The 2178-nt window shown below is 36.4% G+C and carries 2 protein-coding genes and 1 pseudogene; all 3 read right to left on the bottom strand.

Going from position 1 to position 2178, the window contains the following annotated elements; translation table 11 throughout:
• Nucleotides 1-75: 75 nt before the first annotated feature.
• Complete coding sequence (locus AC1DRF_RS24305) at nt 76-210, bottom strand: GapA-binding peptide SR1P (protein WP_107917869.1); 135 nt, start codon at nt 208-210, stop codon at nt 76-78.
• An 89-nt stretch (nt 211-299) separates the two neighbouring features.
• On the bottom strand, nt 300-1256 hold the full coding sequence (gene pfkA, locus AC1DRF_RS24300) for a 6-phosphofructokinase (RefSeq protein ID WP_427076724.1): 957 nt from the start codon (nt 1254-1256) through the stop codon (nt 300-302).
• A gap of 106 nt (nt 1257-1362) precedes the next feature.
• A pseudogene (locus AC1DRF_RS24295) lies at nt 1363-2148 on the bottom strand (MFS transporter); the annotation flags it as partial.
• Between the last annotated feature and the right edge of the window lie 30 nt (nt 2149-2178).

Raw genomic sequence — 2178 nt, 5'->3', positions numbered from 1 at the left:
GAGATTACTCTCCTTGTTCAGCTATAGTCTTAATTAAAATTCTAATGATTTTGGGAGTCTCTTTTTACCAATACGTTATTTCCTAGAACAATCTTCAGAACACTTCCCGTACCATGTTTTAACCCCTTCAGAGTTGTCTACATTCTCAATAACTTTCCCACATACTTGACAAACGATAGTTCCCTGTTTTACATTAACCTGCTTATTCATTTCTATTTCCTCCTTTTTATTAGAAAAATTCGTTTGTATTCAAATACATTTTTTTAGAGATCAATCATTGTATATTAGAAAAGATATCCTTAAGCTAGAATGGTATCCAGTAAGCTGTATTTATCATCGTTACTAGATAACTTCGAATGAACTTTTTCAATATCTACATTAATTAAGTCATTTTCTTTGATTCCTACAGCTCTACCAGAATACCCTTTGAGTAATAATTCTACTGCTGTGATCCCCATTTTACTTGCTAATATACGATCAAATGCGGACGGCTGTCCTCCTCTTTGAATAAAACCCAATATACTTGTCCTGACGCTAATATCTAATCGATCCTCGACATATTTTTGCAGGTCTTGAATATCGTACATTTTTTCAGTAATCAGGATTAGGTTATCTTTTTTGCCGCTTTTCATTTTCTCGTTCAGTTTGGAACATATCTCTTCAAAACTTAATTTTCTCTCAGGTGTGGAGATAATTTCCCCTGCGCCTGCTAAAGCAGAGTACAGGGCTAAATCTCCGCAATATCTTCCCATAACTTCTACAATGGTAGTCTTTTCATGAGATAAATCTGTATCCTTAATTTTACCGAGGCATTCTAATATCGTATTTAATGTAGTATCAAATCCAATTGAATAATCTGTGTAAGATAAATCATTATCAATCGTTCCCGGTATACCAATGACATTTACACCTAATTGATGTAATTTTTGTGTTCCTTTAAAAGAGCCTTCACCGCCGATTACCACTAAATGATTAATTCCATAATCCTTTAATACACTTAAGGCTTTCATTCTGCCCGACTCTTTCATAAATTCTGCGCAGCGGGAGGTTTTTAAAAATGTCCCGCCTTTATCCGCAATGTAGTCTACATCCGTAGAGGTTAATCTATGAAGTTTACCTTCTATTAAACCTTGGTAACCACCCTCAATTCCCATTACCTCTATGTTATGATAGTTAGCTGTTTTTACTACTGCTCTAATAGCAGCATTCATTCCTGGAGCGTCTCCACCACTTGTTAAAACTCCTAGCTTCATCATTGCCATACACCCCTGTTATTCTTATCCATGTAAGAAAGTTGGCCGACAGTCTCTAGAAACTAATTGTCCGCCCCTCCTAGTAGTACAAATTTCTTTCAAACAAGAATCAACTAGTTTTTTCTAATCGATCAACTGTATTTTTTTTAATAGCTCTTCCTGATTGTTTTAATAAAAAAGCTACGATAAAGGACGCTACGAACATACTGACACCTAGAAATGTCATACTAGCATTAAAAGATCCGGTCATATCTTTAATATATCCCACGATGTACGGTCCGAAGAAACCACCTAGATTACCAATACTATTAATAAGGGCAATGGCACCTGCAGCAGCAGCTTCCGTTAAGAAAGACGGTGGAATTGCCCAAAACGGAGAATATGCTCCGAACGCTCCGCAAAGGCTGATCGTTAAGAATACAAATGATAAAACAATGTTCATATTTGCAACGTAGCTACTAATAATCAATGCCACGCCACTTGTTACTAAACAAGCAACTACGTGAAAGCGCCTTTCATTTTTCTTATCAGAGTGGTTACTAACCAACATCATGGTTACCATTGCACAAACATACATTAATCCTAAAATCCACCCCATAGCATGCGTACTAAGAGAAGTCGTTTTAGATAACCCTTCTGAAATTGTCGGTAAAAACATGACGATGCCATAGTAGCCAACCATCCAGAAAAAGTATCCTAAAGATAAGGTTAATACGTCACGATCTTTTAAGGCCTGAGCGAATGTATAGTGTTTGGCTTCTTGTTTTTCTAACTTTTCTTTTGTTGTAACGTCGATTAGCCATTTCTTCTCCTCGTTAGTCAGCCATTTTACATCCTCAAGCTTATCGTCAAGATAGAAGAAACATATCACACCTAAGATTAAAGCTGGAATGGCTGACTAACGAGGAGAAGAAATGGCTAATCG

The sequence above is a fragment of the Priestia sp. P5_B4 genome, assembly GCF_056400385.1.
The sequence above is the reverse complement of the archived record's forward strand: the minus strand, read 5'-3'. Positions and strand labels throughout refer to the sequence as shown.